Origin of the sequence: Streptomyces sp. NPDC058872, from assembly GCF_042743065.1 — a bacterium.
Classification (GTDB): domain Bacteria; phylum Actinomycetota; class Actinomycetes; order Streptomycetales; family Streptomycetaceae; genus Streptomyces.
Map to the genome: position 1 here is coordinate 98769 of NZ_JBHYMK010000012.1, position 26074 is coordinate 124842.

Consider the following 26074-nt stretch of genomic DNA (forward strand, 5'->3'; position numbering starts at 1 on the left):
CCGATCGTGTTTAGGTGCGTCTGACGCCGTTCTTATTGACATCCGTTCCACGGGGGAGTGGTTCCGCATGCCCAACGGAGGGTTCTGCAAGCTGCCGGGAGGCAGCGTGGTCGTCGCCATAGGGCTGCCCAGCCCGGCCGGCGACGGTGCCACGGTGCGCTTCCTGGTCCACGCCGCCAACCGAGCCCGCGCCCTGACCCGGCTGCGGAACCTGGGGCTGCGGGCGGTCTACCTCCGCGGCAACACCGAGCCGCCCACCCCGGACGAGATCACCGCGGTGCTCCACCACCCGGACGGCCTGCTGTGGCGGTCCACGCCGGGTGCCGCCCAGGAGCTCTGGCACCCGGTCCGCTCCCTTCCCGGGGCGCCGGCCGCATAGGCCCGCCCGGGGGCCACGGACCCTCCCGGCCCGCCCCGGGGCGCTACGCCACCACGGGCTTGCCGGTCAGCTCCACGCCCGCTGCCCGGAGCTCCTCCAGGGCCCGCTCCGTGGTCTCCCCGGCCACGCCCGCCGTCAGGTCGAGCAGGACGTGGGTCCGGAAGCCCTCCCGCGCGGCGTCGAGGGCGGTGGCCCGGACGCAGTGGTCGGTGGCGATGCCGACCACGTCGACCTCGTCGACCCCGTGCGAGCGCAGCCACTCCGCGAGCGTCCGCCCGTTCTCGTCGCGCCCCTCGAAACCGCTGTACGCCGCCGCGTGGGCGCCCTTGTCGAAGACGGCGTCGATCGCGCCGCTGGCGACGGCGGGCGCGAAGTTCGGGTGGAAGCCGACCCCCTCCGTGCCGGCCACGCAGTGCACCGGCCAGGAGGTCGCGTAGTCCGGTTCCTCGCCGGCCGGGGCGAAGTGTCCACCCGGATCGACGTGGTGGTCGCGGGTGGCGACGACGTGCCGGTAGGAGTTCCCCGCCGTCTGGCCGATGAGGTCGGTGATGGCGGCGGCGACGTCCGCGCCGCCCGTCACCGCGAGGCTGCCTCCCTCGCAGAAGTCGTTCTGCACGTCCACAACGATCAATGCGCGGTGCATGGCGGGTGTCCTTAGCGGGTCGGAGGGGTGGGTTCGAGCCTAGAGACTTCCCCCTCCCGGCGGGAGGGGGCGTCCCGGCGGACGGGTGGTGGCCGCCTACGCGTACTCGGTCGGCAGCACCGGTTCCCCCCGCGACAGCTGGACCGCCGACATCGGCAGCCCGGCGCGGGCCGCGATGTGCCGGGAGCGGGCGGCTTCCAGGGGCTCCCGGGCCACCACCTCGCCGCCCTTGACCAGCTCGACCAGGAGCTGGCGGTCGACGAGCTCGGGCGGGACCGGTCCGGTGCCCACGACCTCGGCCTCGGCGACCCCGTCCCCGTCCGTCCTGCGGGCCGCCCACTTGCGCCCGCCGATCGACGCCTTCCCGCCCAGCGACTTCTTGGCCACCGGCACCAGGGGCGCCCCCGGGGCGGTCGAGGCCGCCCGTGCGACCAGCTTGTAGACCATGGAGCAGGTCGGGTGGCCGCTGCCGGTGACCAGCTGGGTGCCCACCCCGTACGCGTCGACCGGGGCCGCCGCGAGCGAGGCGATGGCGTACTCGTCGAGGTCCGAGGTGACCACGATCTTCGTGTCCCGGGCGCCCAGCTCGTCGAGCTGGGCCCGCACCCGGTGGGCGACGAGCAGCAGGTCGCCGGAGTCGATCCGGACGGCGCCCAGCTCGGGCCCGGCGACCTCGACGGCGGTCCGCACGGCCTCCGCCACGTCGTAGGTGTCGACGAGCAGGGTCGTCCCCCGGCCCAGGGAATCCACCTGGGCCCGGAAGGCGTCCTCCTCGGTGTCGTGGAGCAGGGTGAAGGCGTGGGCGGAGGTCCCGACGGTCGGGATGCCGTAGCGGAAGCCGGCGGCCAGGTCCGAGGTGGAGTCGAAGCCGCCCACGTACGCGGCGCGCGAGGCGGCGACGGCCGCCAGCTCGTGGGTGCGTCGGGCCCCCATCTCGATCAGCCGCCGCCCGCCGGCGGCGGCCGACATGCGGGAGGCCGCGGCGGCGATGGCCGAGTCGTGGTTGAGGATCGAGAGGATCACGGTCTCCAGGAGGACGCACTCCGCGAAGGTGCCCTCCACGCGCAGCACCGGGGAGCCGGGGAAGTACACCTCGCCCTCCGGGTACCCCCAGATGTCGCCGGAGAAGCGGTAGCGGGCCAGCCAGTCCAGGGTCGGCCCGTCGACGATGCCGTGCTCCTCCAGGAAGCCGAGGACGGCGGGGTCGAAGCGGAAGTTCTCGACGGCGTCCAGGACCCGGCCGATGCCCGCCAGGACCCCGTACCGCCGCCCCTCCGGCAGTCGGCGGGTGAAGACCTCGAAGACGGACCGCCGGTCCGCCGTACCGGCCCGCAGGGCCGCCCGGAGCATGGTCAGCTCGTACTGGTCGGTGAAGAGCGCGGTCGACGGCACGTCCATCCGCCGTCCGATCCCGCCCTCCGGTCGATGCTCATCCGGGCCCGGTCCGGGGGTCCCCCCGCCGAGCGCCCCTTCCGTCGGCAACACGCCGTCCGCAGCGTTCATGGCGGCGATGCTAGCGCAGAAATCGTCACTTTGACGATTTCTATCCTCGGGCAGGGGTCGCAGGCGCGCCCCCGTTTGCGCGAGGCCCCCCCAGGGGTGACAACATGGTGTGAGTGAGCGTCGCGCCTATTGAGATCGAACGTACGGAACCGGCCGAGGAGGTCTCCGCGGTCGTCGAACCCGACGTGCCCTGGGTGACCCTCGTGCACAACGACCCGGTGAACCTGATGAGCTACGTCGAGTACGTCTTCCAGTCGTACTTCGGATACTCCAAGGACAAGGCGCACAAACTGATGCTCGACGTGCACAACAAGGGCCGCGCGGTCGTCTCCAGCGGCACCCGCGAGGAGATGGAACGGGACGTGCAGGCGATGCACGGCTACGGCCTGTGGGCGACCCTCTCCCAGGACCGCTTCTGATGGCCGGGCAGTTCGAGTCGCTCCCCGGCGGCGGTGCGGCCGTCGCGCTCGACGACGTCGAGATCTCCATCCTCCGTTCCCTCGCGGTCCAGCTCATGGAGCTGATCGGGCCGGGTGACGAGCCCGCGGCGGACGCGGATCCGCTGGCCGCGCTCTTCGCCGAGGGGCCGAGCGAACCGCCGTCCGACCCCGCCCTCCGGCGCCTCTTCCCCGATGCGTACGGGGACGACAGCGAGGAGCTGCGGGCCGCCGCCTCCGACTTCCGCCGCTACACCGAGAACGACCTGCGGGCCCGCAAGCGCGAGGACGCCCTCGCCGTCGTGCGCGCCCTGGACTCCCTCTCCGCCGAGGCGGCGGGGGAGGGTGGTGCGGTCCTGAAGCTCTCCCCGGACGAGTCCCGGGCCTGGCTCGGTGCGCTCAACGACCTCCGGTTGACCATCGGGACCCGTTTGGAGATCACGGATGACGAGGAGAGCGAGCAGCTGTACCGGCTGCCCGACTCCGATCCGCGCAAGCCGATGGTGATGGCGTACCTCTGGCTGGGGGCGCTGCAGGAGACCCTCGTCGCCACCTTGATGCCGTAGCGACCGGCCCCGTACGACGGGGGTTCGCTCAGCGGACGCTCAAATCCGGATAACGAATGCGTTATCCGGATGCACCCCTTGCCGTGTTGAATCCCCTTTGGCGTCCTTTGCCTGTGGCGTGCGTCACGGGCGGACGCCCCGGTCGCCGATCTTCCCGTGATAGATCTTCACGACCGCTCGGGCACGCCACCCCTGTTCCCGAGGGCGCTGGAGCCGGCCGACCGCCGGTAGCACTCCATCCACATCCGGGGGGATCGGGATCCGACCCGCGACGGGCCACGCGCCCGTGCGGATCGACATGGAGAAAGGCGCACCACCATCATGACCTCCTTACGGGTCGAACGGCACGACGGCGACGAGACCGCCGATTCCGCCTCGGGCGAGGGCTACCACCGGGCGCTCGGCGCCCGTCAGATCCAGATGATCGCGATCGGCGGCGCGATCGGCACCGGGCTCTTCCTCGGTGCGGGCAAGGGCATCTCCCTCGCGGGGCCCAGTCTGATCCTCGCGTACGCCCTCGCCGGCCTGGTCATCTTCTTCATCATGCGCGCGCTCGGCGAACTCCTCATGTACCGACCGGTGTCGGGCTCCTTCTCGGAGTACGCGCGCGAGTTCATCGGCCCGTTCGCCGGCTTCGCCACCGGCTGGACGTACTGGCTCTTCTGGGTCGTCACCGGCATCACCGAGGTCACCGCGGCGGCGACCTACATGACGTACTGGTGGGACGTCCCCCAGTGGCTCTCCGCCCTGGTCTTCACGGTGGTCCTCTACGCGGCCAACCTGATCTCCGTGAAGCTCTTCGGCGAGCTGGAGTTCTGGTTCTCCATGGTCAAGGTCACCGCCATCGTCGGCATGATCCTGATCTGTGCCGGCATCCTCACCCTCGGCTTCTCGGACGCGGGCGACACGGCCTCCGTGACCCACCTGTGGGACCTCGGCGGCTTCTTCGCCGGAGAGCACGGCATCGGCTCGACCCTGATGTCCCTCCAGATGGTGATGTTCGCCTTCCTCGCCGTGGAACTGGTCGGCGTGACGGCGGGCGAGTCCAAGGACCCCGGGACGGTCCTGCCGAAGGCGATCAACACCGTTCCGTGGCGCATCGCCGTCTTCTACGTGGGTGCGCTGCTGATGATCCTCTCGGTCGTCCCCTGGACCGAATTCGCTCCGGGCGTCAGCCCGTTCGTCGCGGCCTTCGAGAAGATGGGCCTCGGCGTCGGCGCCGCGATCGTCAACTTCGTCGTCCTGACGGCGGCCCTGTCCTCCTGCAACTCGGGCATGTACTCCACCGGCCGCATGCTGCGCGACCTCGCGCTCAACGGGCAGGGGCCGAGGGCCTTCACCCGGTTGACCCGGTCCGGCACCCCGCTGGTCGGCACCACGGTCTCGGCCGCGCTGATGACGGTCGGCGTCTGGATCAACTACCAGTGGCCCGGCGAGGCGTTCGGCTACGTGGTCTCCTTCGCCACCATCTCCGGCATGTGGGCCTGGATCGTCATCCTGCTCTGCCAGATCCGCTACCGGCTCAAGGCCGACCGGGGAGAGCTCCCGCAGTCCTCCTTCAAGGCTCCGGGCGGCATCTGGCTCAGCGTCTTCTCGCTCGCCTTCATCGGCATGGTGATCGTGACCATGGGGATGGACGAGGACAACCGGGTGGCGCTGTACGGGGCGCCGGTGTGGGCCCTGCTCCTCGCCGTCTCCTATCTGGTGCTCAGGGCCCGCAACCCCGAGGGTGCCGCCTTCGCCAAGCGGACCTAACGCCTCTGACCTGCAAGGTCTCATCATGCGGGCCGTTTCGTACCATTGCTCGGTACGGAACGGCCCGTCTGCTTATCCTGTCGTCATGCTGACCATCACCCGGGCCCTGTACGACCAGATCGTGGAGCACTCCCGAGCGGACCACCCCGACGAGGCCTGCGGCGTCGTCGCCGGTCCGGCCGGCAGCGGACGGCCCGAGCGGTTCATCCCGATGCTCAACGCCGCCCGTTCGCCCACCTTCTACGAGTTCGACTCCGCGGACCTGTTGAAGCTCTACCGCGAGATGGACGACCGGGACGAGGAGCCCGTGATCGTCTACCACTCGCACACCGCGACCGAGGCGTACCCGTCCCGCACGGACATCTCGTACGCGAACGAGCCCCAGGCCCACTACGTCCTCGTCTCCACCGCCGACAGCGACGGCGCCGGCCCCTTCCAGTTCCGCTCCTACTCGATCGTCGACGGCGTGGTGACGGAGGAGGAGATCAAGGTCGTCGAGGCCTACGAGTAGACCCCCGCGGTCCGGTCGGACGGGTGGCGCGCGTCACTCCGCGGCGGTGCGGCGGGGACCCGCCGCGAGGGCGCCCGCCGACCGGTCCGGGCCGCGCCCTCCAGCGTCCGGGGGGCCGCGGCGGCGGTCCGGGGCCCGTCCGGCCGGGGCGATCCGACCGCCGGCCCCGCGCGCCGTCCACGGGTCGGTCGTCAAGCGTCCGCCATCTGAGATCACATTCCGGAACCCGGACCGGGAATCGATACGATGAGCCCATGGTTTTCCATGACGTGAGCGAAGAGACTGCGAGCAGCGCCCTGCTCGTTGCACGCCTGCACGTCGACCTGTGCCGCCTCGCCAGCGCCATCTGTACGTCACGCGCTGCGCTCTGAGCGACCTGCCGAGCGCCCTCACCGTACGACCCCCTCCGCGCGGGGGCCACAGCAGCGCGCCCATCACGCCACTTCCGACAGGAGCCCACGCCATGGCCATCGAGGTCCGCATCCCGACCATCCTCCGCACCTACACCGACGGCGCCAAGGCCGTCGAGGGCAGCGGCGGCACCCTCGCCGAGCTCTTCGCCGACCTGGAGTCCCGCCACACCGGGATCGAGGCCCGCATCGTCGACGGCGACAAGCTCCGCCGCTTCGTCAACGTCTACCTGAACGACGAGGACGTCCGCTTCCTCAACGGCATCGACACCGAGCTCACCGACGGCGACAACGTCACGATCCTGCCGGCCGTCGCCGGCGGCATGGTCTGATCCACATGCGCTACGACTCCTCGCTGGCGGCGGTCGGCAATACGCCGCTGGTCCGCCTCCCCCGACTCTCCCCCTCGGACGACGTCCGCATCTGGGCGAAGCTGGAGGACCGCAACCCGACCGGCTCGGTCAAGGACCGCCCCGCGCTCCACATGATCGAGCAGGCGGAGAAGGACGGCCGGCTCACGCCCGGCTGCACCATCCTGGAGCCGACCAGCGGCAACACCGGCATCTCCCTCGCCATGGCCGCCAAGCTCAAGGGCTACCGCATCGTCTGCGTGATGCCCGAGAACACCAGCGAGGAGCGGCGCCAACTGCTGGCGATGTGGGGCGCGGAGATCATCTCCAGCCCCGCCGCCGGCGGCTCCAACACGGCCGTCCGGGTCGCCAAGGAGCTCGCCGTGGAGAACCCCTCCTGGGTGATGCTCTACCAGTACGGCAACCCCGACAACGCCGGTGCGCACTACGCCACCACGGGTCCCGAGATCCTCGCCGACCTGCCCTCCATCACCCACTTCGTGGCGGGTCTCGGCACCACCGGGACCCTGATGGGCGTCGGCCGCTACCTGCGCGAGCACAAGCCCGACGTCAGGATCGTCGCCGCGGAACCCCGCTACGACGACCTGGTCTACGGCCTGCGCAACCTCGACGAGGGCTTCGTCCCCGAGCTGTACGACGCCTCCGTCCTCACCACCCGCTTCTCGGTCGGCTCCGCCGACGCGGTCACCCGCACCCGCGAACTCCTCCAGCAGGAGGGCATCTTCGCGGGCGTCTCCACGGGCGCCGCCCTGCACGCGGCCATCGGCGTCGGCAACAAGGCGCTCAAGGCGGGCGAGAGCGCCGACATCGCCTTCGTCGTCGCGGACGGCGGCTGGAAGTACCTGTCGACGGGCCTCTACACGGCCAAGACGACGGAGGAAGCGATCGAAGCGGTCCAGGGCCAGCTCTGGGCGTAGCCCCTCCGGGGCGGCACCTCCCGGCCGAGGGGCCGCCGGGCCGCCGCCCCCGGCGGCCCGGCCCGCCCCGCGGCGGTCCCCTGCGCGCTGCTCAGCGCGCCAGATGGCGGACCTGGTCCCAGACGACCGGGTCCGCCGTTCCCACCCTCCGGCGGAACTCCCACACCGGCACGTCCCGCAGCTCGTCCGTCTCCAGGAAGCTGGGCCGCCCCTGTGCGTCGCCCACCGAGCCCGGCGGCAGCGCGATGACCCCCGGCCGTTCGTCGTGGTACTTGCTGGTGATCTTCGCGACGAGCGCGTTGTCCCCCCGTACCGCGAGCACCAGGCAGGGCCGGTCCTTCGACCCGGGCCCGTCCTCATAAGGCACGTCCGCCCACCAGATCTCGCCGGCCCGCGGCAGCTTCGCCGGCGTCCGGCCGTGCGGTGCGGGCCGGGCCGGGGGACGCCCCGGCGGTCGGGTGCGGACCGAAGGCCCCCGCCGCGGGCGGCGCACCGACCGCTTCCATCCGTCGGCGACCGCCACCACCAGGGCGAGCACCACGACCGCGACCAGCGCGGGCCACCACGACGTGTCCATACCTCAAGACGGTACCGGCGCACGGTTCACTTCGCCGTGGCGCCCCCCGTCCATCCGAACCGGTGACAGCGCCCGTGAGTTCGCCCACAACGGGCCGTCCCGAAGGAGCGACAGGCCCGGGTGCGCCTTAGGCTCGACAGACCGCACAGCCTCCCCCCTCCCTCAGCGCGTTTCCCGCACCCGTCCACGGAGGTTCCCGCTCCATGAAGCTCACCGTCGTCGGTTGCTCCGGGTCGTTCCCGTCTGCGGACTCGGCCTGTTCGAGCTACCTCGTCGAGGCCGACGGCTTCCGGTTGCTCCTCGACATGGGCAACGGCGCCCTGGGCGAGCTGCAACGCCACATCGGTCTCTACGACCTCGACGCGATCTTCCTCAGCCATCTGCACGCCGACCACTGCATCGACATGTGCGGGTACTTCGTCGCCCGCTACTACCGGCACGAGGGCGGGCGCTGCGACGCGATCCCCGTCTACGCGCCGGAGGGCGCCGAGCAGCGGCTGACCACGGCGTACGCCGACACGCCCTCGGCCACCTCGATGAGCGAGGTCTTCGACTTCCACACCCTGGCCTCGGGCTCCTTCCGGATCGGCCCCTTCTCCGTGCGCACCGAGAAGGTCTGCCATCCGGTCGAGGCGTACGGCATCCGGATCGAGCACGGCGGCCGTTCGCTCACCTACTCCGGGGACACCGGCGTCTGCGACGCGCTGCACGACCTCGCCGACGGCACCGACCTCTTCCTCTGCGAGGCCTCCTTCACGCACGGCAAGGAGGACATCCCGGCCCTCCACCTCAACGGCCGGGAGGCCGGTGCCCACGCGACCCGGGCGGGGGTGGGACGGCTGGTCCTCACCCACATCCCGCCGTGGACGGACGGCGAGCAGAACCTCGCGGACGCCCGGGAGGTCTTCGCGGGCCCGTCGGAGCTGGCCCGCCCCGGCGCGGTCTACGAGGTCTGAGCCCGGGCGGGTCCACGGGCCCCGCGCCCGGACCGCCCCCTGACGACGGGACCGCCCCTGACGACGGGAAGGGCCCCGGAACCATCACGGTTCCGGGGCCCTTCCCGTCGTGCGGGCGGGACTCACGCCTTGGTGAGGTCCTCCAGCTCCTCCTCGGGCTCACGGCCCGGGGTGGGGAGGTTGAACTTGGTGATCGCGAAGCGGAAGACCACGTAGTAGATGGCTCCGAAGACCAGGCCGATCGGGATGATCAGCCAGGGCTTGGTCGCGAGGTTCCAGTTCAGGCCGTAGTCGATGAGGCCGGCGGAGAAGGTGAAGCCCGCGTGGACGCCGAGGGCCCAGGTGACGGCCATCGAGAGGGCGGTCAGGACGGCGTGGATCGCGTACAGGGCCGGCGCGATGAACATGAACGTGAACTCGATCGGCTCGGTGATGCCGGTGACGAAGGAGGTCAGCGCGAGGGAGAGCATCATGCCCAGGACGGCCTTGCGGCGCTCCGGACGGGCGGAGTGCGCGATGGCGAGCGCGGCGGCCGGGAGGCCGAACATCATGATCGGGAAGAAGCCCGACATGAAGATTCCGGCGCTCGGGTCACCGGCGAAGAAGCGGTTCAGGTCGCCGTGGACGACATCGCCGGCGGCGTTGGTGAAGTCGCCGATCTGGAACCAGGAGACGGTGTTCACGAACTGGTGCATGCCGACCGGGATCAGCGCGCGGTTGATGAGGCCGAAGAGGCCGGCGCCACCGGCGCCGAGGCCGGTCATCCACTCGCCGAAGGAGGAGATGCCGTTGCCGATCGGCTCCCAGACGAGGCCGAAGACGACACCCACGGCGGTGCCGACGAAGGCCATGATGATCGGGACGAGTCGGCGGCCGTTGAAGAAGCCGAGCCAGTCGACCAGCTTGGTGCGGTGGAACCGCTGCCACAGGACGGCCGAGATCAGACCCATGAGGATGCCGCCGAGGACACCCGGGTTGTTGTACTTCGCGGCGACGTCGACGCCGTCGTTGGCGGTCGTGTTGATGACCGCCTCGGCGACGGGGAAGGCCTTCAGCACGTTCTCGTAGACCAGGAAGCCCACGAGCGCGGCGAGGGCGGTGGAGCCGTCCGCCTTCTTGGCGAAGCCGATGGCGACGCCTATGCAGAAGAGCAGGGGCAGGTGGTCGAATACCGCGCCGCCGGCGGTGGCGAAGACCGAGGCGACCTTGTCCCAACCGAGACCGTCCTTGCCGAACACGTCGTTCTGGCCGAGACGGAGCAAGATACCCGCGGCCGGCAGCACGGCGATCGGCAGCTGCAGGCTGCGACCGACCTTCTGCAGGCCCTGGAACAGGCCGGATCCGCGCTTCTTCGCGGGAGCGGCGGCCTGGGCGGTGGCCGTACTCATCAACTTCCTCCAGTAAGGCAAGGCGCCGCCAGAGGACAGAAAGGGGGTGACGGCGACGTCCCGTGGAACGCGGTGATCTCGACCGCGTGGTCTACACCAATGAGTGGTGTAGACCAGTTGTAGCACGTGAGACTTAGATAAGGAACCTTCGAATTTTGTGGACCGAGCCATAGCTGGAAATGCACGACATAAGGCCCCCGGACGGTCAGGTCCGGGGGCCTCTGGCGGGCCTTACGGGGAGGGCGAAAGCCTCAAAGCGGTCGGGACGTGTGGCGCGGGGCGGGGCTCAGGCCTTGGTGATGTCCCGCTCGATCTGCTCCTCCAGCTCGTCCGGCTCGCGGCCGGGGGTGGGGAGGTCGAACTTGATGATCGCGAAGCGGAAGATCACGTAGTACACGACCGCGAAGCCCAGGCCGATCGGGATGATCAGCCACGGCTTGGTCGCCAGGTTCCAGTTGATCACGTAGTCGATCAGGCCGGCCGAGAAGCTGAAGCCGTCCTTCACGCCGACCGCCCAGGTCAGCGCCATCGACACGCCGGTGAGCACCGCGTGGATCGCGTACAGCACCGGTGCGATGAACAGGAACGAGTACTCGATCGGTTCGGTGATGCCGGTGACGAAGGAGGTCAGCGCGACCGAGAGCATCAGGCCGCCGACCGCCTTGCGCCGGTGCGGCTTGGCGCAGTGGGTGATCGCGAGCGCCGCCGCCGGCAGTGCGAACATCATGATCGGGAAGAAGCCGGTGGTGAACTGGCCGGCGTTGGGGTCGCCCGCGAGGAACATGCTGATGTCACCGTGGACCACCGTCCCGTCCGGCTTGGTGTACGTGCCGAACTGGAACCAGATGGGCACGTTCAGGAACTGGTGCAGGCCGATGACCAGCAGGGCGCGGTTGGCGACGCCGAAGATGCCGGAGCCCCAGGCGTCCAGTCCGACCAGCCAGTCGCTGAAGTTCTCCAGGGCGTCGCCGATGGGCGGCCAGATCCACAGGCAGAGCGAGGCGAACGCGATCCCGACGAAGGCCATGATGATCGGGACGAGCCGGCGGCCGTTGAAGAAGCCGAGCCAGTCGACCAGCTTCACCCGGTGGTACCGCTGCCAGAACCAGGCCGCCAGCAGGCCCATGACGATGCCGCCGAAGACGCCCGGGTTCTGGTACGTGTACCCGGAGTAGAGCTCCCCCGGGGCCAGGCAGCCGCCCCCGATGTCCGCCGTGCCCTCGGGGCAGGTCACCGGGAACTGGCGCAGCACGTTGTAGTAGACGAGGAAGCCGACCACGGCCGCCAGCGCGGTCGAGCCGTCCGCCTTCTTCGCCATGCCGATGGCGACGCCGATGCAGAACAGCAGGGGCAGGCCCAGGTTGCCGTCGAGCAGCGCGCCGCCGGCGCCCGCCATGACCTTGGCGACGTTGTCCCAGCCGAGGCCGTCGGCGCCGAAGACGTCGGGCTGCCCGAGCCGGTTGATGATGCCGGCCGCCGGAAGGACGGCGATGGGGAGCTGAAGGCTGCGGCCCATCTTCTGAAGGCCCTGGAAGAGCCCGCTCCAGGTGGGCTTCTTCGGCCGTGCCGCAGCGCTGTCGGTGCTCATCGGCGTCCTCCCTGCCGGGAACAGGCCCGGCCCGCATCTCGTTGCAGACTGGTGTAGACCAGTTGCGATAGGCTCCGGGAGCCCGCAGAGGGCAGGCCGCCGGTGATCGTCATCATTCGGCAGAACGGCTGCACTCGCTCGCGAAGTTGGGCCAACCGTGGGTTACGGTGACGAAGCGGACCACAGGTGCGCCGAGATTCGCGTACTCGCGAACGGAACGGACAGGGAGAAACACATGGCCAGCAAGGCTGAGAAGATCGTCGCCGGGCTCGGCGGCATCGACAACATCGAAGAGGTCGAAGGCTGCATCACCCGCCTGCGCACCGAGGTCGTGGACCCCGCCCTCGTCAACGAGGCCGCCCTGAAGGCTGCCGGCGCCCACGGCGTCGTGAAGATGGGCACCGCCATCCAGGTCGTCATCGGCACCGACGCCGACCCGATCGCCGCGGAGATCGAAGACCTGATGTGAGCGTGAGCGTTCCGCTCGCATCCTGAGGAGGGCCCGTTCCGGCAGGGGAACGGGCCCTCCGTCATGTCCGGCTAGGCTCGTGCCATGTCTCGCATCGACGGCCGTACCCCCGAACAGCTCCGTCCCGTCACCATCGAACGCGGTTGGAGCAAGCACGCCGAGGGCTCCGTCCTCATCTCCTTCGGCGACACCAAGGTGTTCTGCACCGCCTCCGTCACCGAAGGCGTCCCGCGCTGGCGCAAGGGCAGCGGCGAGGGCTGGGTCACCGGTGAGTACTCCATGCTCCCCCGCGCCACCAACACCCGCGGCGACCGCGAGTCGGTCCGCGGCAAGATCGGCGGTCGGACCCACGAGATCTCCCGTCTCATCGGCCGCTCGCTGCGCGCCGTCATCGACTACAAGGCCCTCGGCGAGAACACCGTCGTCCTCGACTGCGACGTCCTCCAGGCCGACGGCGGCACCCGCACCGCCGCCATCACCGGCGCCTACGTCGCCCTGGCCGACGCCGTCGCCTGGGCCCAGGGGAAGAAGCTGGTCAAGGCCGGCCGCAAGCCGCTGACCGGCACCGTCGCCGCCGTCTCCGTCGGCATCGTCGACGGCGTTCCGCTGCTCGACCTCTGCTACGAGGAGGACGTCCGCGCCGACACCGACATGAACGTCGTCTGCACCGGCGACGGCCGCTTCGTCGAGGTCCAGGGCACCGCCGAGGCCGAGCCCTTCGACCGCAAGGAGCTCAACGCCCTCCTCGACCTCGCCTCCGGCGGCTGCGCCGAACTGGCCGAGATCCAGCGCAAGGCGCTCGAAGGAACCCTCTGACCCCCGGACGCGTCATGACGGGCGACGGGCACACGGGTACGATCCGTGCGCCCGCACGCCCGTCCGTACTGGGGAGGAACCGTCTTGAAGCGTCGTCTCGCACCCGCCGTGGCCACGGCCGCCGCGCTCGTCACCGTCCTGAGCGGCTGCGGAGCCTTTGACACGGCCATGGACTGCGTCAGGACCGCCGACGCGATAGCCACGTCCGTGCAGAACCTGCAGCAGGCCGTCTCCAACGCCTCCAACGACGTCACGCAGATCGAGGAGTCCCTGGACTCGATCACCACCGAGCTCGACAACCTCGGGGGCACCACGGGCAACGCCGACCTCTCCAAGGCCGTGGATGACCTCGGCAAGGGCGTGGACACGGTCCGTGCGGCCGTCAGGAACGGCGACACCACCCCGGACCTCACCCCGATCACCGATGCCGCGGGCGAGGTGGCCAAGGTCTGCACGCCCGGCTGAGGCCCCCCGGGCGACCCCGGATAATCGGGGCATGACCCGTCTGATCCTCGCCACCCGCAACGCGGGCAAGATCACCGAACTCCACGCGATCCTCGCCGACGCGGGCCTCGACCTCGAACTCGTCGGCGCGGACGCGTACCCCGACGTCCCCGACGTCAAGGAAACCGGCGTCACCTTCGCCGAGAACGCCCTCCTGAAGGCCCACGCCCTCGCCCGCGCCACGGGCCTGCCGGCCGTCGCCGACGACTCCGGCCTCTGCGTCGACGTCCTCAACGGCGCCCCCGGCATCTTCTCGGCCCGCTGGTCAGGCGCCCACGGCGACGACCGTGCCAACCTGAACCTGCTCCTCGCGCAGCTGTCCGACATCGACGAGGCCCACCGCGGGGCCCACTTCGCCTGTGCGGCGGCCCTGGCGCTGCCGGACGGCACGGAGCGCGTCGTCGAGGGCCGCATGGAGGGCAGCCTCCGCCACGCCCCGGTCGGCACGAACGGCTTCGGCTACGACCCGATCCTCCAGCCGGCGGGCCACCGCGTGACCTGTGCCGAACTGTCGCCCGAGGAGAAGAACGCGATCAGCCACCGGGGCAAGGCGTTCAGGGCCCTGGTTCCGGTGGTGCGGGAGCTGCTGGGCTGAGCCCGCAAGCAGACGGCCTGCGCATCACGAAGGTGATGCGCAGGCCGTGTCCGTGCGGCGGAAGGGATTCGAACCCTCAAGCCCGATCAAGGGCCACAGATCCTAAGTCTGCTGCGTCGCCGTTGCGCCACCGCCGCTCGTCGCCTGCCATGGTACCGGGCGGGGCTCCGGCGCTTGGATGCGCCTGCCCCGCACGCCAGTTGCCCCGACGGGGACGCGGGCGGGCCCGCCGGCACGCCGGGCGGGCGCCCCGCGTCGCGCACTCCCCCGCAGGAGGAGGCGACCGCGGGCCGCGCCCGCACCCGGCGGCACGGGGCGGTCCGTCGCGAGGCGGCCCGGGATCAGATCCCCAGGTCCCGGATGATCTTGGCGACGTGCCCCGTGGCCTTCACGTTGTAGAAGGCGTGCTCGACCTTGCCGTCCTCGTCGACCACGATCGTGGAGCGGATCACGCCCTTCACCAGTTTGCCGTAGAGCTTCTTCTCGCCGAAGGCGCCGTACGCCTCCAGGGTCGTCTTCTCCGGGTCGCCGACCAGCGTGACCGTCAGGTTCTCCTTCTCGCGGAACTTCGCCAGCTTCTCCGGCTTGTCGGGGGAGACGCCGATGACGTCGTAGCCCGCCTCCGTCAGCAGGGCCAGGTTGTCGGTGAAGTCGCAGGCCTGCTTGGTGCAACCGGGGGTCAGAGCGGCCGGGTAGAAGTAGACGATGACCTTGCGCCCCTTGTGGTCCGCGAGGGAGACCTCGTTGCCGTCCGCATCGGGAAGGGTGAAGGCGGGGGCGGTGTCGCCGGGCTGCAGTCGCTCGCTCATGGCTCTCCTCGGGAATGTTTCGCGTACGCGATAAGAGCCTAATGGGGGGTCTGCGGCCACCCGGCGGCGGTGGAACTGACAGACTGAACGTCAACGACCGAAACACGACTACGGAGGCAGCGCGGTGTCGGAGGCCAGGACCCCTGCGCAGATCGAGGCGGACATCGTCCGCCGGCGCGAGCAGCTCGCCGTCACGCTCGACGAGATCGGCATTCGGATGCACCCGAAGACGATCGTCGGGGACGCCAAGGCCAAGGTCGCCTCGACGGTCGACCAGACGGCCGGACGCGCCTTCGTCGCCGTCAACCGGGTCGTCTCGGACGTCAAGGCCCGGTTCACGGACGAGGACGGCGCACCCCGTCTGGAGCGGGTCGTCCCGGCGGCCGTGGTGGCCCTCGCCGTGGTCGGGCTGATCGTTTCCTCGCGGCGGAACAAGGCGTGACCCTTCCCCGGCACGGGCGACCCGCCCGGGCAGGTAGGTTCACCCCGTGAGCGAGAACACGCACGACAAACTGCCCATCCGGATGCTCCACGACCGGGTTCTGGTCCGTACCGACTCCCCGGAAGGGGAACGACGTTCCGGCGGGGGCATCCTGATCCCGGCGACCGCCGCCGTCGGCCGCCGCCTCGCCTGGGCCGAGGTCGTCGCGGTCGGCCAGAACGTCCGCACCGTCGAGATCGGCGACCGGGTGCTGTACGACCCCGAGGACCGGGCCGAGGTCGAGGTGCGGGGCGTCGCCTACGTCCTGATGCGGGAGCGCGACCTGCACGCGGTGGCCGCGGACCGCTTCCAGGGGACCTCCGACTCGACCGGCCTCTACCTGTAGCGAAGGAGCGCGGGACCTCCCGGGGCCCCGGTGACCACGGTCACCGGGGCCCCCGCCCGTTCCTTGCTAACCTGGGGAAACCCCGACGAGACGCGCCGTACCGGGTCGACGACAAGACGACGCACCCCTGTTGATCCGTCTCGCGGAGGTGTTCCGTCATGGCCTGGTTCCTGCTCGTCGTCGCCGGTCTGCTCGAAGTCGGCTGGTCGATCGGCATGAAGTACACCGAGGGCTTCACCCGCCCCTGGCCCAGCGCGTTCACCGCTGCCGGGATCGTGGCCTCCATGCTGTTGCTGTCCCAGGCGGCCAAGACCCTGCCCATCGGCACGGCGTACGGGGTGTGGGTCGGGATCGGCGCGGCCGGTGCGGCGGTGCTCGGCATGGTGGTGCTCGGCGAGCCGGCGACCGCCGCCCGGATCTTCTTTGTCTGTCTGCTGCTGGTCGCCGTGGTGGGACTCAAGGCGACCTCGGGTCACTGACCCCGAGCGCCCGGAGGGGCCGCCCGGTCCGGGGTGCGCGCGGGAGCGGTGCTGCGCGGTGCCGCTTGCGGCCCCGCCTCGCCCGTCTCGGGCCAGCCCTCCGGGCCGTCCGGCGTCGGCGGGACCTGCGGCATCTCCTCCGCCCCCGGCATCAGCCGCAGCTCGAAGTCCTGCGGTTCCGTCTCCGCCAGGGCCGCGCGGGTGAACCGGGCCCAGATCTCGGCCGGCACCCCGCCCCCGTTGACCCGCGGCAGTCCCAGGGCTCCGTACAGCGGTTCCTGCGCACCCGACTCGGGGTCCTGCCCCATCAGCGCGACGACCGTCGCGAGGTCCGGGGTGTAGCCGGCGAACCAGGCGGCCTTGTCGTCCTCGGCCGTTCCCGTCTTGCCCGCCGCGGGGCGCCCCGCGGCCTGGGCCGCCGTGCCCGTGCCGGTCTCGACGACGCTCCGCAGGATCGCCGTGGTGGTGTCGGCCGCTTCGCGGCTCACCGCCTGCCGGCGGCGGGTGGGCGGGAGCGCGAGGTGCCGGCCGTTGCGGCTGACGTCCTCGACCAGGGAGTAGGTGCCGTTCCGGCCGTGCGCGGCGAGCGTGGCGTACGCCGAGGCCATGTCGAGGACGCTGGCGGTGGCGGGGCCGAGGGCGATGGAGGGGGAGGCGGTGAGGTCCGGCGTGGAGCCGGGCACCCCGAGGGCGATCGCGGTGCGCCGTACGCGTGCGGGGCCGACGTCGACCGCCATCTGCGCGTACACGGTGTTCACCGAGAGGTCGGTGGCGGTGCCGACGGGGATCTCCCCGTAGCTCCTCCCGTCCTCGTTGGCGGGGTCGTACGGGCCGCCGCTCCACCCCTCCACCGGGCGCCGGTCGGTGCCGTCGTACAGGGTGTACGGGGTGATGGGCAGGCCCTGTTGGGTCTGTGCGCCGCTCTGGACGGCGGCCGTGAAGACGAAGGGCTTGAAGGTGGAGCCGACCTGGTAGTCGCGGCGGGTGGCGTTGTTGACGTACTGCCGGGTGTAGTCGACGCCGCCGTACAGGGCCAGGACCTTGCCGTTCGCCGGATCGACGGCCGCCGCCCCGACCCGCACGTAGCGGTCGGCCGGCACGCCGGCCGGATCGAGCCGGGAGACCACCCGCTCCTCGACCGCCTCGGCGAGGGCCTCCTGCTTCGCGGGCTCCAGGGTGGTGGTGATCCGGAAGCCGCCGTCGGCGAGGGCCTCCTCGTCGAGGATCCCGCGCTCGGTGAGGTACTCCTCGACGGCCTGGACGACGTAGCCGCGCTGCCCGGAGAGGGCGGTCGCGGACCGGGCGGTCCGGGGCGCGGGGAAGCGGGCGGCGGCGCGGTCCGCGGGGCTGAGCCAGCCCTCGCCGACCATCCCGTCGAGGACGTAGCGCCAGCGGGCGACCGCCTTGGCCCGGTTCTCCGGGTGGGTGGCGACGTCGTAGGCGCTGGGGGCCTTGAGGAGGGCGGCGAGATAGGCGCCCTCGGCGGTGTCGAGCCCCCCGACGTCCTTGCCGTAGTAGGCGCGGGCGGCGGCCTGCACGCCGTAGGCGTTCCGGCCGAAGTAACTGGTGTTCAGATAGCCCTGGAGGATGTCCTCCTTGCTCTTCTCGCGACCCAGTCTGATCGCGATGAAGAACTCCTTGGCCTTGCGGCTGAGGGTCTGTTCCTGGCCCAGGTAGTAGTTCTTGACGTACTGCTGGGTGATGGTGGAGCCGGACTGGCGGCCCTTGCCGGTGACGGTGTTCCAGGCGGCCCGGACCATCGCCTTGGGATCGACGGCGCGCGAGGTGTGGAAGTCGCGGTCCTCGGCGGCGAGCACGGCCCGCCGCACGGTGAGCGGAACCTGGTCGAGGCGGACGTTCTCCCGGTTGACCTCGCCGTCGCGGGCGAGGGGGGTGCCGTCCCGGTAGAGGTAGACGTTGGACTGGGCGACGGCGCTGGCGTTGGCGGGCGGGATCTCCACCAGGAGGTAGCCGGCGGTGAAGGCGCCGGCGAGCAGCAGCGTGCCGAGGAGCAGCAGCCCGAAGAGGGCCCGCAGGACGCGGCGGGGGCGTTTCTTCGGGCGTGCGTCCGGTCGTGGCGCAGGGAGGGTGGGGTCCCTCGGTTCCCAGCTCGTATCCGGGTTCGTACCAGAGGAAGGGGACATGGGATCACATATTGCACGGTAAAAGGACGAAACTCCCGAAAGGCTGATGATTGCCACGCGAAGTCCGGTGGGGAAGCGGTCGCGGTGCGGGCCGGCGGCTTCCCCGCCCCGAGCGCGGTGCGGCTCCGCGGCATCCCTTCGTCGACCTCTCGGTGCGGGAGCCGGACATCGGGGCGGTGATCGCGAAGATGTACGGGGGAACTCGGGACGGGTTCCGGGAGTCCCTGAGGTAGGGAGGTCGAGTCGATGGTGAGTTTCGCGTACACGGCGGCGGACGAGGAGAAGAGCAGGGGCGTCCGCCGGATGAAGGCGCTGGCGACGTGCCTGCTGCTCTTCGTCGCGGCGGTCTACGCCCTGGCCACCTGGGCCCGGAGCGCGGGTTGGGGGGCCTGGGCGGGCTATGTCGCGGCGGCGGCGGAAGCCGGCATGGTCGGTGCGCTCGCGGACTGGTTCGCGGTGACGGCCCTCTTCCGGCGCCCGCTGGGCCTGCCGATCCCGCACACGGCGATCATCCCGACGAAGAAGGACCAGCTGGGCGCGTCACTGGGCACCTTCGTGGGCGAGAACTTCCTCTCCGCCGACGTCGTACGGGGCCGGCTCCACGCCCTGGGCATCGGCGGCCGGTTGGGCGCCTGGCTGGCGGACCCGGCCCATGCCGACCGGGTCACCGCGGAACTGGCGACGGCCCTGCGCGGCGCGCTCACGGTGCTGCGGGACGCGGACGTGCAGGCGGTGGTGGGCGAGGCGATCACCCGTCGGGCCGAAGCGGCGGAGATCGCGCCCGGCCTGGGCAAGACGCTGCAGAGGGTGGTCGCCGACGGAGCCCATCACCGGGCCGTCGACCTGATCTGCAGCCGCGCCCACGACTGGCTCGTCACCCACGGGGACTCGGTGATGGACGCGGTCCAGGGCGGTGCCCCGGGCTGGACCCCGCGCTTCGTCGACCGGCGCATCGGCGAGCGCGTGTACAAGGAGCTCCTCCGCTTCGTCACGGAGATGAGGGACATGCCGGGCCACCCGGCGCGCGGCGCGATCGACCGCTTCCTCACCGACTTCGCGACCGACCTCCAGGCCGACACCGACACGAGGGCCCGCGTGGAGCGCTTGAAGGCGGAGGTCCTGGCCCGCCCGGAGGTCCAGGACGTCATCGCCTCGGCCTGGTCCTCGGTCCGCTCGCTGATCATCGCGGCTGCGGAGGACGACCGCAGCCAGCTCCGCCTCCGCGCCCGCGCCTCCCTGATCTCCCTGGGCAGCCGCCTGGCGACGGACTCCCGACTCCAGGCGAAGGTGGAGGGCTGGGCGGAGGACGCGGCGGCGTACGTCGTCACGACGTACCGCCACGAGATCACGTCCTTGATCGCCGACACGGTCGCCGGCTGGGACGCCGACCAGACGTCCAAGAAGATCGAGGCCAACATCGGACGCGACCTGCAGTTCATCCGCATCAACGGCACGGTGGTGGGCGCCCTGGCCGGCCTCTTGATCTACACGGTGAGCCATGCGCTGGGCGGCTGAGCGGACGGCGGCCCCCGGACCTCCCGCGGGTGACGGTGCGGACCGTCATCCCTTCCCGCGGGTGACGGTGCGGACCGTCATCCCTTCCCGCGGGTGACTGCCCAGGACGCCGCGGCCATGCCGCCGGCCACGGAGAACACCGCGGGCCAGGCCCCGATCCGCTTCGCGAGCGGGTGGGATCCGGCGAACGCGGCGACATAGGCACCGGTGAGTCCGGCGGCCGCCTTGCCCCCGCCGACCCGCTGCCACTCCCGCGCGGCCACCCCGCCGGCCAGGGCGAGCACCACCCCGCCGAGGGGCCGCTTCCCGGTCCACCGTGCGACGGCGTATCCCCCGACGAGCCCGGTGGCGGCGACGGCGGCGATGGCGGAGGAGGGGGTGCGGGACACGGCGGGGGCCTTTCGGGTGGCTGCGTCGATCCGGGGGCGCGCCGGTTCGACGTCGTACGGGGGCGGTTCGAGGAGGGGCGGGGTGGCTGGGGGGCGAGGGGCGGTTCGAGGAGGGCGGGGCCGGTCACTCCGCCCCGTGGCACTCCCCGTACGTGGCCCCCGAGCCGCACCAGCACGCCGCGCCGCGGGGCGGCGGCCAGGCGCTGGCCCGGGCCCGGGCCGCCAGGGTGGTGGCGTACTGGGGGAGGAGGTCCGCGTTCGAGGGGCGGGCGGATTCGGAGGCGGCGAAGGCCTCGTAGGAGGGGACCGTGGCGCGGACGATGCCGAGGTTGGGGGTGCCGGCCTGGGCGAGTTCGCGGAGCGACGCCTCGATGTCGGTGAGGTGGGCCCGGTACGTCGGGTACTCGGCCTCCAACTCCGGGTAGGCCGCGAGGAGCTCGTCCAGTTCCGGTTCCGGCCAGTGGAGGACCGCCACCGGGAACGGGCGGGAGAGGGCCGTGCGGTAGGCGCCCAGTTCGGAGCGGAGACGGGTGATCTCCGCCTGGAGCTCCGCCGGGTCCGAGGAGCCGAGCGACCACAACCGCTTCGGGTCGTGCAGTTCGTCCAGCGGCACGGCCGCCGTGTGCAAGCGGTCCGCCAGGTCGTCCCCGTCGTCGTGGGGGAGGGCCAGCATGCGGCGGATCCGGTGGCGGGTCGAGAGCAGCGACCGGGTGGCGTGGGGGAGTTCGTCCGGAGACGTCACCAGGAGGGCCGTGGCCTCCGTCAGGGTCGCCTCCGCCGCCTCCAGTTCGTCGTGGGCCTCCAGGGTCTCCGCCGCCACCTCCCAGGCCGTCGCCTCCGGCGGCTTGGCCCGCCGCACGCCGTCGATGATCGCCCGGGCCTCGGCCTCGTGCCCGTACTCCCACAGGTTCGCCGCCTTCAGCGCCCTGATGAGGTGCGGGTCGGCCGGCGCGCCGGTGAGCAGGGCGTCGTAGAGGGCCGTCGCCCCCGGGCGGTCGCCTGCGAGCTCCCGGTGGGCCGCGGCCTGGAGGTAGAGGGGCTCCCGGTCTCCCGGGTACTGCTCCGCGGTGCGCAGCAGACGCTCGGCTTCGGTGGTGTGGTCGGCAGGCGTGTCGGGGCGCATGGGCTCCACCGTACTGCTGTACGGGCCTGGAGAGTTGGCGCCCCAACGCTTATGGTGCTCCGCGTGCGGGCCGGGGTGGGGCAGCGGGTGCCGGTGGTCGTCCAGGGACGGGGGCGGCGCGGTACGGGTGCCCGTGTGCTGTGGGTCGGTGCCGAGACCGTCGTCACCTGCGGGCTTGTCGTCCTGCTCCTCGTCGTCCACCAGCTCTGGTGGACCAACCACCAGGCCCGTGCCGACGCGGGGGAACGGGTGCGCGTGCTGGAACGGGAGTGGGACATCTCTCCTTCCGCAGGGGTCGGCGCATCCGGAGGGCCCCGGGCGGAGCCCGCGGCCGGTGCGGGGACCGGCCCCGGCACCACACCCGGGTCCGGCACCGGGGGGCCTTCGACCGCTGCGCCTCCGCGGGCCGCTTCCCCGGCCCCGACGCCGTCGCCCCGGGGACCCGCCGCCCTGGCCGTCCTGCGCATCCCCCGGCTCGGTCTCGCCGTTCCCGTCGCCGAAGGGGTCTCCAAGGGATCCGTCCTCGACAAGGGGTACGTCGGGCACTACCCCGGGACCGCCGGGCCCGGGCGGGTCGGGAACTTCGCACTGGCCGGGCACCGGAACACCCACGGCGAGCCCTTCCGCTACGTCAACCGGCTCGTCCCGGGGGACGAGATCTCCGTGCGCACCCCCGCGCGCACGTACCTCTACCGGGTCGACCTCGTGCTCCGGTCGACCTCTCCCCGGGACGTGGGAGTCATCCGTCCCGTGCCCCGTTCGCTGGTGCATCCCGCGTACGGGTACGCCGAGTCGGGCGCCTACCTCACCCTCACCACCTGCACCCCCGAGTTCAGCAGCAGTTACCGGCTCGTCGTCTGGGCGAAGCTGGTCCCGGGCGGGTGAATCCGCCGTCCCCCCTTTTGCCCTCCCGTCCTCCCGTCCCCCCTTTTGCCCTCCCGTCCTCCCGTCCTCCCGTCCTCCCGTCCTCCGGTGCGACACCGCGTCCCGCGCGTTCCCTTCCCCCCGACCCCCTCCTTCCCCGGCACACGGGGGTTCCCGAGCAGAGTCCGGGAACCCCCGTGCCCGCCCGCACGTCTCCACGAGGGGGAAGATCCACCAGCGCGGAGGGGGGCGAGGATGGCCAAGGACCTGGTCCTGCGCACCGTCGCGCCGCTCTTCTTCCTCCTGGCCCTCGCCGATCTGCTGCTCTCCGACGGGGCGGGCCTCTCCGCCGCCTTCGCCCTCGCCGCGACCGGCGTCGTCTGCGCACTCCTCGGAGCCCCCACGGCTCCCGTCGTGCGGCCCACCGCCGTCCGCACCGCCATCCGCGACCGCGAGCGGCGCACCGCCTTCCTGCCGCAGCGCGACCCCGACGCCGCGGGGCGACCCAGGCCCCGGGCCCCCGGCCGTCCCCTTCCGACGGCCGCGTAGGGGCACCCGCACCACCCGCACCTCCGCGGATCCGTCATGCCGACGTCCCGTTCCCCGGCACGACGAGACCCCACGGAGGGCTCCCATGTCCGTCTTCGCGTCCCTGGTCGAGCGACTCGCCGACCTGCTCCAGCCCCTCTTCGCGGCTTCGGCCGCGGCCGCTGCGATCGTCCTCTTCACCCTGCTCGTGCGGCTTGCGATCCACCCGCTCTCCCGGGCCTCCGCCCGGGGACAACAGGCCCGGAGCCGGATCGCCCCGCAGCTCGCCGAGCTCCGCAGGAAGCACGCCGCGAACCCCCAGCGGCTCGGCAGGGAAGTCGCGGAGCTGCATGCCCGGGAGCAGGTCTCCCCCTTCGCCGGCATCCTGCCCGGCCTGCTCCAGGCCCCCGCCTTCCTCCTCACGTACCACCTGTTCGCCGGGGACCGGATGGCCGGACACACCCTGCTCGCCGCCCCGCTCGGTGACCGCTGGGGCGATGCCCTCGCCCACGGCGGGGTCCTCGGCCCGGCCGGTCGGGTCTACCTCGTCCTCTTCGCGCTCGTCGCCGTCGTCGCCGCCTTCTCCTACCGCCGCACCAAGCGGCAGCTCGCCGACCAGCCCCTCGCCCCCGCCGGGTCCGCACCGGGGGCGGGCGCGGTCTCCCGGGTGGTGCCGCTGCTCCCCTTCGTCACCCTGGTGACGGTCGCCGTCGTCCCGCTCGCCGTCGCCCTCTACCTCGTGACCAGCGCCACCTGGACCGCGGTCGAGCGCGCCCTCCTCTTCGGTCCGCCCCGGGAGCGGGCCGCCGGGACGTCCCCTACTCGCCCGTAAGGGTCCAGGGTGTGAACGGGGTCTTGCAGAGCGCCCCTTTCTCTTGGAGGATCAGCCAATCCTCCGATGGCCGCACTCCATCGGCCGGGGTACCTCAGGGCCCTTCCGGGCCCGCCTCGACCACAGGGAGAAGACCATGAAGCTGCTGCGTGTCGGCCCGTCGGGAGCCGAGCGCCCCGCCCTGCTCGACCAGGGGGGGACGCTCCGCGACCTGTCCGCCCTCGTCGACGACATCGACGGCGGTCTGCTCGCCGACGCCTCCGCCCTCGACCGGATCCGGGCGGCGGCCGGGGCCGGCGTGCTGCCCGCGCTCGATGCCACCGGACTGCGCATCGGTCCGCCGGTCGGTCGGATCGGCAAGGTCGTGTGCATCGGGCTGAACTACCACGGGCACGCCGCGGAGACCGGTCAGGCGACCCCCGCCGAGCCCGTGGTCTTCCTCAAGGCCGCCGACACGGTCGTCGGGCCGGACGACACGGTGCTCGTCCCGCGCGGCTCGGTGAAGACCGACTGGGAGGTGGAACTGGCGATCGTCATCGGCCGCACCGCCCGCTACCTGGAGACCGACGAGGAGGCCCTCGCGCACGTCGCGGGGTACGCGGTCGCGCACGACGTGTCCGAGCGCGAGTACCAGATCGAGCGCGGCGGCACGTGGGACAAGGGGAAGAACTGCGAGACCTTCAATCCGCTCGGCCCCTGGCTGGTCACCGCCGACGAGGTGCCCGACCCGCAGGGCCTCGGTCTCAGGCTGTGGGTCAACGGCGAGTTGAAGCAGGACGGCCACACCTCCGACCAGATCTTCCCGGTCGCGGAGGTCGTCCGGTACGTCAGCCGGTTCATGACCCTCTACCCGGGTGACGTCATCAACACCGGCACCCCCGCCGGCGTCGCCATGGGGCAGCCGGAGCCCAAGCCGTACCTGCGCCCCGGTGACGTCGTCGAACTGGAGGTCGAAGGGCTCGGTCGGCAGCGACAGGAACTCAAGGGCGCCTGACCCCAGTGGCCTCCTGCGGCTGACCGCACGGGTACGAAAGCGGCGGCGCTCCGCGTGGGGCGTCGCCATTTCCCTACCCTTTTTGCATATTGCCCGATATGGAAAGAATCTCCCTTGGAGGGCGGTCCGACCGACGTCGGCTCGCCCTCATCGCCGCGTCCACGGTCGCTGCCACCGCCCTCGTCGGCACGCTCGCCGTCACGGGCCATGCCGACCCGCTGCCCGGCGGCCTCGGCCCTTGCCTCCCGGGCAACTGCCCCACGACGTACCCCGAGGACAACGGCAGCGGCACCATCGTGTACCGCGACAACAACATCAACGTCTTCGTCGGCGGTGACTTCCTCGTCCGCGAGGCCGCTGCCGAGGCCGAGGGCAAGGTGGTCGTCCTCGGCAACTTCGACCAGAACAAGAGGGCGGGCGTCTCCGCCGTCTACAACGTCGGCGTCGCCGGGGTCGGCTCGCGCGTCCCGCCCGAGAACGGCACCGACTTCCTCACCGTCGGCAAGGACCTGACGGTGGCCGATCAGCAGCGTCTGCTCGCGGAGGAGGGCACGACCAGCGGCGTCGTCCGGTACGGGGGTGCCCTCTCGGGCACGGTGAGCCCGACTCCGGTCCACGACGCCGCAGCCGCCGATCCGTACCTGCCGCTCCGCGATCAACTCACCGGTGCGAGCCAGTGCTACGCCTATGTGGACGGGGCTTCCCGCACCCCCACCGGCACCGCCGTCAACAACGGCTACGAGACGCTCTTCACGGGGGACGGCAGCTCGGCGCTCCAGGTCTTCAACGTCGACTTCGACCTGGAGTCCACCAGCGGCGGTGCGCAGGGCATCCGCTTCGAGGGCGTCCCGGCCGGTGCGACCGTCCTGGTCAACATCCTCGGCGCGGACCGGACCGTGGACTCGTACATCAACCAACTGCCGGACGGCCTGCGGGAGCGGGTCCTGTGGAACTTCCCCGACGCCACGAGCGTGACCTTCGAGGGCACGGCCCAGTTCGCCGGCAGCGTGCTCATCGGCAACCAGGCCAGCACGGCGACGGTGACGATGCCGGGCATGAACGGCCGCTTCTTCACCACCGGCAATCTGACCCATGCCTCGGAGACGTCCGGCGGAGGCGGCCAGGAGATCCACGCCTACCCGTTCAACGGCGACCTCCCGTCCTGCACGGATCCGACCCCGACGC

At 71.6% G+C, this 26074-nt stretch carries 31 protein-coding genes, 1 tRNA gene, 1 pseudogene and 1 riboswitch; of the genes and pseudogenes, 23 read left to right on the top strand and 10 right to left on the bottom strand.

Features of this window, described 5'->3' with window-relative positions:
• The first annotated feature begins 67 nt into the window (after positions 1-67).
• Entirely contained in the window at positions 68-379 is a 312-nt protein-coding gene (locus ACFW22_RS10285) for a hypothetical protein (protein WP_386401285.1), read from the top strand.
• A 43-nt stretch (positions 380-422) separates the two neighbouring features.
• On the opposite strand, the gene ACFW22_RS10290 is transcribed toward ACFW22_RS10285, so the two are convergent.
• Positions 423-1022, bottom strand: a complete 600-nt coding sequence (locus tag ACFW22_RS10290) for a nicotinamidase (protein WP_386401287.1) — start codon at positions 1020-1022, stop codon at positions 423-425.
• A gap of 96 nt (positions 1023-1118) precedes the next feature.
• Complete coding sequence (locus ACFW22_RS10295; RefSeq protein ID WP_386401393.1) at positions 1119-2420, bottom strand: nicotinate phosphoribosyltransferase; 1302 nt, start codon at positions 2418-2420, stop codon at positions 1119-1121.
• 218 nt (positions 2421-2638) lie between these two features.
• Between ACFW22_RS10295 and clpS the strand changes: the two genes are divergently transcribed.
• From clpS to ACFW22_RS10330, 7 genes are all read left to right on the top strand, one after another.
• The gene (gene clpS, locus ACFW22_RS10300) at positions 2639-2944 is read left to right on the top strand and encodes an ATP-dependent Clp protease adapter ClpS (protein WP_384872194.1); all 306 of its coding nucleotides are present in this window, start codon (positions 2639-2641) and stop codon (positions 2942-2944) included.
• Positions 2944-3528: a DUF2017 domain-containing protein gene (locus ACFW22_RS10305; protein WP_386401289.1), complete on the top strand. Its 585-nt coding sequence runs from the start codon at positions 2944-2946 to the stop codon at positions 3526-3528. Before clpS ends, ACFW22_RS10305 begins: the two co-directional genes overlap by 1 nt.
• Positions 3529-3849: 321 nt before the next feature.
• Positions 3850-5283: an amino acid permease gene (locus ACFW22_RS10310; RefSeq protein ID WP_386401292.1), complete on the top strand. Its 1434-nt coding sequence runs from the start codon at positions 3850-3852 to the stop codon at positions 5281-5283.
• 85 nt (positions 5284-5368) lie between these two features.
• Positions 5369-5794, top strand: coding sequence for a Mov34/MPN/PAD-1 family protein (locus ACFW22_RS10315; protein ID WP_386401294.1), 426 nt, complete (start codon positions 5369-5371; stop codon positions 5792-5794).
• 254 nt (positions 5795-6048) lie between these two features.
• Positions 6049-6165 (top strand): putative leader peptide, encoded by a 117-nt coding sequence (locus tag ACFW22_RS10320; RefSeq protein ID WP_386401296.1) that lies wholly within the window; start codon positions 6049-6051, stop codon positions 6163-6165.
• Between the two features lie 92 nt (positions 6166-6257).
• A complete protein-coding gene (locus ACFW22_RS10325) occupies positions 6258-6536 on the top strand; it encodes a MoaD/ThiS family protein (protein WP_384872208.1) in 279 nt (92 codons plus the stop codon).
• A 5-nt stretch (positions 6537-6541) separates the two neighbouring features.
• Complete coding sequence (locus ACFW22_RS10330) at positions 6542-7492, top strand: PLP-dependent cysteine synthase family protein (protein ID WP_386401299.1); 951 nt, start codon at positions 6542-6544, stop codon at positions 7490-7492.
• Between the two features lie 91 nt (positions 7493-7583).
• Here the strand turns inward: ACFW22_RS10330 and ACFW22_RS10335 are convergent, their stop codons facing one another.
• Positions 7584-8069 carry a type II toxin-antitoxin system PemK/MazF family toxin gene (locus ACFW22_RS10335; RefSeq protein ID WP_386401301.1) on the bottom strand — a complete coding sequence of 162 codons (486 nt, stop codon included), beginning with the start codon at positions 8067-8069 and terminating at the stop codon, positions 7584-7586.
• A 203-nt stretch (positions 8070-8272) separates the two neighbouring features.
• Between ACFW22_RS10335 and ACFW22_RS10340 the strand changes: the two genes are divergently transcribed.
• A complete protein-coding gene (locus tag ACFW22_RS10340) occupies positions 8273-9025 on the top strand; it encodes an MBL fold metallo-hydrolase (protein WP_386401303.1) in 753 nt (250 codons plus the stop codon).
• A gap of 122 nt (positions 9026-9147) precedes the next feature.
• Here ACFW22_RS10340 and ACFW22_RS10345 read toward each other — a convergent pair whose 3' ends face one another.
• A complete protein-coding gene (locus ACFW22_RS10345; protein WP_386401305.1) occupies positions 9148-10413 on the bottom strand; it encodes a PTS transporter subunit EIIC in 1266 nt (421 codons plus the stop codon).
• 286 nt (positions 10414-10699) lie between these two features.
• Positions 10700-12001 (bottom strand): PTS transporter subunit EIIC, encoded by a 1302-nt coding sequence (locus ACFW22_RS10350; protein WP_386401307.1) that lies wholly within the window; start codon positions 11999-12001, stop codon positions 10700-10702.
• Positions 12002-12236: 235 nt separating this feature from the next.
• Here ACFW22_RS10350 and ACFW22_RS10355 point away from each other — a divergent pair, with 235 nt between their 5' ends.
• From ACFW22_RS10355 to rdgB, 4 genes are all read left to right on the top strand, one after another.
• A complete protein-coding gene (locus ACFW22_RS10355; RefSeq protein WP_386401309.1) occupies positions 12237-12470 on the top strand; it encodes a glucose PTS transporter subunit EIIB in 234 nt (77 codons plus the stop codon).
• A gap of 84 nt (positions 12471-12554) precedes the next feature.
• Positions 12555-13286: a ribonuclease PH gene (gene rph / locus ACFW22_RS10360; protein WP_386401311.1), complete on the top strand. Its 732-nt coding sequence runs from the start codon at positions 12555-12557 to the stop codon at positions 13284-13286.
• Between the two features lie 84 nt (positions 13287-13370).
• Positions 13371-13751: a hypothetical protein gene (locus ACFW22_RS10365; protein ID WP_386401313.1), complete on the top strand. Its 381-nt coding sequence runs from the start codon at positions 13371-13373 to the stop codon at positions 13749-13751.
• A 31-nt stretch (positions 13752-13782) separates the two neighbouring features.
• Positions 13783-14385, top strand: coding sequence for an RdgB/HAM1 family non-canonical purine NTP pyrophosphatase (gene rdgB / locus ACFW22_RS10370; RefSeq protein ID WP_386401315.1), 603 nt, complete (start codon positions 13783-13785; stop codon positions 14383-14385).
• Positions 14386-14438: 53 nt separating this feature from the next.
• Here rdgB and ACFW22_RS10375 read toward each other — a convergent pair.
• Together ACFW22_RS10375 and bcp are read right to left on the bottom strand one after the other, a co-directional pair.
• A tRNA-Leu gene (locus tag ACFW22_RS10375) sits at positions 14439-14522 on the bottom strand.
• Positions 14523-14726: 204 nt separating this feature from the next.
• On the bottom strand, positions 14727-15194 hold the full coding sequence (gene bcp / locus ACFW22_RS10380; protein WP_384878728.1) for a thioredoxin-dependent thiol peroxidase: 468 nt from the start codon (positions 15192-15194) through the stop codon (positions 14727-14729).
• 124 nt (positions 15195-15318) lie between these two features.
• Between bcp and ACFW22_RS10385 the strand changes: the two genes are divergently transcribed.
• The 3 genes from ACFW22_RS10385 (at position 15319) to ACFW22_RS10395 (ending at position 16500) form a co-directional block, all read left to right on the top strand.
• Complete coding sequence (locus ACFW22_RS10385; RefSeq protein ID WP_384878726.1) at positions 15319-15636, top strand: DUF3618 domain-containing protein; 318 nt, start codon at positions 15319-15321, stop codon at positions 15634-15636.
• 46 nt (positions 15637-15682) lie between these two features.
• On the top strand, positions 15683-16021 hold the full coding sequence (locus ACFW22_RS10390; RefSeq protein ID WP_030554720.1) for a co-chaperone GroES: 339 nt from the start codon (positions 15683-15685) through the stop codon (positions 16019-16021).
• 55 nt (positions 16022-16076) lie between these two features.
• Positions 16077-16147: riboswitch (guanidine-III (ykkC-III) riboswitch) on the top strand.
• Positions 16148-16179: 32 nt separating this feature from the next.
• Complete coding sequence (locus ACFW22_RS10395) at positions 16180-16500, top strand: DMT family transporter (protein WP_384878723.1); 321 nt, start codon at positions 16180-16182, stop codon at positions 16498-16500.
• Here the strand turns inward: ACFW22_RS10395 and ACFW22_RS10400 are convergent.
• On the bottom strand, positions 16494-18644 hold the full coding sequence (locus ACFW22_RS10400) for a transglycosylase domain-containing protein (protein ID WP_386401319.1): 2151 nt from the start codon (positions 18642-18644) through the stop codon (positions 16494-16496). The two genes, ACFW22_RS10395 and ACFW22_RS10400, sit on opposite strands and share 7 nt — an antisense overlap.
• A 122-nt stretch (positions 18645-18766) precedes the next feature.
• Here ACFW22_RS10400 and ACFW22_RS10405 point away from each other — a divergent pair.
• A pseudogene (locus tag ACFW22_RS10405) lies at positions 18767-18877 on the top strand (methionine ABC transporter ATP-binding protein); the annotation flags it as partial.
• 13 nt (positions 18878-18890) lie between these two features.
• A complete protein-coding gene (locus tag ACFW22_RS10410; protein WP_386401321.1) occupies positions 18891-20159 on the top strand; it encodes a DUF445 domain-containing protein in 1269 nt (422 codons plus the stop codon).
• A 77-nt stretch (positions 20160-20236) separates the two neighbouring features.
• Here ACFW22_RS10410 and ACFW22_RS10415 read toward each other — a convergent pair whose 3' ends face one another.
• Both ACFW22_RS10415 and ACFW22_RS10420 read right to left on the bottom strand, forming a co-directional pair.
• Positions 20237-20548, bottom strand: coding sequence for a hypothetical protein (locus ACFW22_RS10415; protein ID WP_386401323.1), 312 nt, complete (start codon positions 20546-20548; stop codon positions 20237-20239).
• A gap of 124 nt (positions 20549-20672) precedes the next feature.
• Positions 20673-21671 carry an SEC-C metal-binding domain-containing protein gene (locus tag ACFW22_RS10420; protein WP_386401325.1) on the bottom strand — a complete coding sequence of 333 codons (999 nt, stop codon included), beginning with the start codon at positions 21669-21671 and terminating at the stop codon, positions 20673-20675.
• Between the two features lie 51 nt (positions 21672-21722).
• Between ACFW22_RS10420 and ACFW22_RS10425 the strand changes: the two genes are divergently transcribed.
• The 5 genes from ACFW22_RS10425 to ACFW22_RS10445 form a co-directional block, all read left to right on the top strand.
• Complete coding sequence (locus tag ACFW22_RS10425; RefSeq protein WP_386401327.1) at positions 21723-22556, top strand: class E sortase; 834 nt, start codon at positions 21723-21725, stop codon at positions 22554-22556.
• 234 nt (positions 22557-22790) lie between these two features.
• Entirely contained in the window at positions 22791-23084 is a 294-nt protein-coding gene (locus ACFW22_RS10430; RefSeq protein WP_386401330.1) for a DUF6412 domain-containing protein, read from the top strand.
• 85 nt (positions 23085-23169) lie between these two features.
• On the top strand, positions 23170-23895 hold the full coding sequence (locus ACFW22_RS10435) for a YidC/Oxa1 family membrane protein insertase (protein WP_386401332.1): 726 nt from the start codon (positions 23170-23172) through the stop codon (positions 23893-23895).
• Between the two features lie 136 nt (positions 23896-24031).
• Positions 24032-24889: a fumarylacetoacetate hydrolase family protein gene (locus ACFW22_RS10440; RefSeq protein ID WP_386401334.1), complete on the top strand. Its 858-nt coding sequence runs from the start codon at positions 24032-24034 to the stop codon at positions 24887-24889.
• A gap of 98 nt (positions 24890-24987) precedes the next feature.
• Positions 24988-26074 (top strand): choice-of-anchor A family protein (locus ACFW22_RS10445; protein WP_386401336.1); only part of this gene is annotated, 1087 nt, incomplete at its 3' end.

Bases quoted from the DNA above. Each gene is read 5' to 3' on its own strand.
- ACFW22_RS10305 (WP_386401289.1), top strand. From the start codon at position 2,944: ATGGCCGGGCAGTTCGAGTCGCTCCCCGGCGGCGGTGCGGCCGTCGCG.
- rph (WP_386401311.1), top strand. From the start codon at position 12,555: ATGTCTCGCATCGACGGCCGTACCCCCGAACAGCTCCGTCCCGTCACC.
- ACFW22_RS10345 (WP_386401305.1), bottom strand. From the start codon at position 10,413: ATGAGTACGGCCACCGCCCAGGCCGCCGCTCCCGCGAAGAAGCGCGGA.
- bcp (WP_384878728.1), bottom strand. From the start codon at position 15,194: ATGAGCGAGCGACTGCAGCCCGGCGACACCGCCCCCGCCTTCACCCTT.
- ACFW22_RS10440 (WP_386401334.1), top strand. From the start codon at position 24,032: ATGAAGCTGCTGCGTGTCGGCCCGTCGGGAGCCGAGCGCCCCGCCCTG.
- ACFW22_RS10290 (WP_386401287.1), bottom strand. From the start codon at position 1,022: ATGCACCGCGCATTGATCGTTGTGGACGTGCAGAACGACTTCTGCGAG.
- ACFW22_RS10310 (WP_386401292.1), top strand. From the start codon at position 3,850: ATGACCTCCTTACGGGTCGAACGGCACGACGGCGACGAGACCGCCGAT.
- ACFW22_RS10315 (WP_386401294.1), top strand. From the start codon at position 5,369: ATGCTGACCATCACCCGGGCCCTGTACGACCAGATCGTGGAGCACTCC.
- ACFW22_RS10395 (WP_384878723.1), top strand. From the start codon at position 16,180: ATGGCCTGGTTCCTGCTCGTCGTCGCCGGTCTGCTCGAAGTCGGCTGG.
- ACFW22_RS10430 (WP_386401330.1), top strand. From the start codon at position 22,791: ATGGCCAAGGACCTGGTCCTGCGCACCGTCGCGCCGCTCTTCTTCCTC.
- ACFW22_RS10330 (WP_386401299.1), top strand. From the start codon at position 6,542: ATGCGCTACGACTCCTCGCTGGCGGCGGTCGGCAATACGCCGCTGGTC.
- ACFW22_RS10355 (WP_386401309.1), top strand. From the start codon at position 12,237: ATGGCCAGCAAGGCTGAGAAGATCGTCGCCGGGCTCGGCGGCATCGAC.
- ACFW22_RS10285 (WP_386401285.1), top strand. From the start codon at position 68: ATGCCCAACGGAGGGTTCTGCAAGCTGCCGGGAGGCAGCGTGGTCGTC.
- ACFW22_RS10420 (WP_386401325.1), bottom strand. From the start codon at position 21,671: ATGCGCCCCGACACGCCTGCCGACCACACCACCGAAGCCGAGCGTCTG.
- ACFW22_RS10425 (WP_386401327.1), top strand. From the start codon at position 21,723: ATGGTGCTCCGCGTGCGGGCCGGGGTGGGGCAGCGGGTGCCGGTGGTC.
- ACFW22_RS10295 (WP_386401393.1), bottom strand. From the start codon at position 2,420: ATGGACGTGCCGTCGACCGCGCTCTTCACCGACCAGTACGAGCTGACC.
- rdgB (WP_386401315.1), top strand. From the start codon at position 13,783: ATGACCCGTCTGATCCTCGCCACCCGCAACGCGGGCAAGATCACCGAA.
- ACFW22_RS10410 (WP_386401321.1), top strand. From the start codon at position 18,891: ATGGTGAGTTTCGCGTACACGGCGGCGGACGAGGAGAAGAGCAGGGGC.
- ACFW22_RS10335 (WP_386401301.1), bottom strand. From the start codon at position 8,069: ATGGACACGTCGTGGTGGCCCGCGCTGGTCGCGGTCGTGGTGCTCGCC.
- ACFW22_RS10435 (WP_386401332.1), top strand. From the start codon at position 23,170: ATGTCCGTCTTCGCGTCCCTGGTCGAGCGACTCGCCGACCTGCTCCAG.
- ACFW22_RS10320 (WP_386401296.1), top strand. From the start codon at position 6,049: ATGGTTTTCCATGACGTGAGCGAAGAGACTGCGAGCAGCGCCCTGCTC.
- ACFW22_RS10350 (WP_386401307.1), bottom strand. From the start codon at position 12,001: ATGAGCACCGACAGCGCTGCGGCACGGCCGAAGAAGCCCACCTGGAGC.
- ACFW22_RS10325 (WP_384872208.1), top strand. From the start codon at position 6,258: ATGGCCATCGAGGTCCGCATCCCGACCATCCTCCGCACCTACACCGAC.
- ACFW22_RS10340 (WP_386401303.1), top strand. From the start codon at position 8,273: ATGAAGCTCACCGTCGTCGGTTGCTCCGGGTCGTTCCCGTCTGCGGAC.
- ACFW22_RS10400 (WP_386401319.1), bottom strand. From the start codon at position 18,644: ATGTCCCCTTCCTCTGGTACGAACCCGGATACGAGCTGGGAACCGAGG.